This is a genomic window from uncultured Limnohabitans sp., assembly GCF_937889215.1.
In the GTDB taxonomy this organism is placed as follows: Bacteria; Pseudomonadota; Gammaproteobacteria; order Burkholderiales; family Burkholderiaceae_C; genus Limnohabitans_A.
Genome location: NZ_CALBEX010000557.1, coordinates 1 through 1,595, shown reverse-complemented (window position 1 = coordinate 1,595; position 1,595 = coordinate 1). Strand labels below are relative to the sequence as shown.

Genomic DNA, 1,595 nt, shown 5'->3' with positions numbered 1-1,595 from the left:
CAACGCGGCAAAGCCGAATCGCTGGCCAACGAGGTGACACAGGCGCAGCTCATGCTGCTGCAGTCGCAGCTGGAGCCGCACATGCTGTTCAACACGCTGGCGCATTTGCGTGCATTGATTGGGCAAGACACCGCACGCGCCCACGCCATGCTGGACCACCTGAACGACTATTTGCGCACCACGCTGCAGGCCACGCGACTGCCGATGCACCAAGCACTGCACCCGCTGGGCGACGAGTTCTCTCGACTGGGCGACTACTTGAGCCTGATGGCCATCCGCATGGGGCCACGCATGGTGTTTGAGCTGGACTTGCCGCCCACACTCGAAACCGCACCCGTGCCGCGCTTCATCCTGCAGCCGCTGGTCGAAAACGCCATCCGCCACGGGCTGGAGCCCCAGGTCAGCGGCGGCCGCATCGAAGTGCAAGCCCAAGCCGAAGGCCAGCAGCTGCTGCTGACGGTGCGCGACAACGGCTTGGGCATCAGCGAACTGGCGCTGGCCGAATCGGCCCGCCCTTTGACGTCCGACACCGAACGACCCCGCGCATCCTGGGGCCTGACCCATGTGCGCCAGCGCCTGCACACGCTGTATGGCGAACGCGCCGGCATGCACATCAGCCCCGTGGCCACGGGGGGCACATGCGTGGTGCTGACATTGCCTTTAGACAAAACCACCACATGAACACCCCCGCCACCGCCCTGATCGCCGAAGACGAGCCGCTGCTGGCCCAAACCCTGGCGAATGAACTGCGCGCCTTGTGGCCCGACATGCACATCGTGGCCACCGCAGGCGACGGCCTGAGCGCCGTGCAGCTGGCGCTGCAACACCGTCCCGATGTGCTGTTTTTCGACATCCGCATGCCCGGCCAAAGCGGGCTCGAAGCCGCTGCCGAGCTGGCCGAAGAATGGCCCAGCGGCAAGCCCTTTCCGCTGCTGGTGTTTGTATCGGCTTACGACCAATACGCCATCCAGGCCTTTGAGGCGCAGGCCGTGGACTACGTGCTCAAGCCCGTGCGCGCCGACCGGCTGGCCCAAACCGTGGCGCGGCTGCAAAACGGCCTGCGCCAGCGCCAGCCCGGTCCCCAAACCAGCGAACAACTGGACCCGGTGCTCCAGCAGCTGCGCGCCTTGCTGAGCGCGTCCACCGAAGCCGCCAAACCCGACGCTCCCTTGCAACTGCTGCAAGCCAGCGTGGGCAACCAGCTGCGCATGGTGCCTGTGGCCGACGTGCTGCACTTGGAAGCGGCCGACAAATACGTGCGCGTGTTCACCACCGACGGCGCAGAAGTGCTGCTGCGCACCCCGCTCAAAGAACTCATGCAGCGGCTCGATGCACAAGTGTTCTGGCAAATCCACCGGGGCTCTGTGGTGCGCGCCACCGCCATCGAATCGGTCACCCGCGACGAATCAGGGCGTTTGGGTTTGCGCCTCAAAGGCCTGCCAACACGGCTGGCCGTGAGCCGCCTTTACGCGCATTTGTTCAAGGCCATGTGAACTGACGCTGTATCTCAGGATCTTTTTATTTATTCACAAAAATACCTTTACCCCATTAAAACCGTTGAATAATATGAATTTTATCCATTCAAGTATCTATTC

Annotated in this window: 2 protein-coding genes; both read left to right on the top strand. The window is 63.1% G+C overall.

Annotated features, from left to right (window positions below):
* Positions 1–681: histidine kinase (locus tag Q0341_RS14030; RefSeq protein WP_299514561.1), on the top strand; the 681-nt coding region annotated here is incomplete at its 5' end.
* On the top strand, positions 678–1,493 hold the full coding sequence (locus tag Q0341_RS14025) for a LytTR family DNA-binding domain-containing protein (RefSeq protein ID WP_299514559.1): 816 nt from the start codon (positions 678–680) through the stop codon (positions 1,491–1,493). The genes Q0341_RS14030 and Q0341_RS14025, both read left to right, overlap by 4 nt.
* Positions 1,494–1,595: the final 102 nt, after the last annotated feature.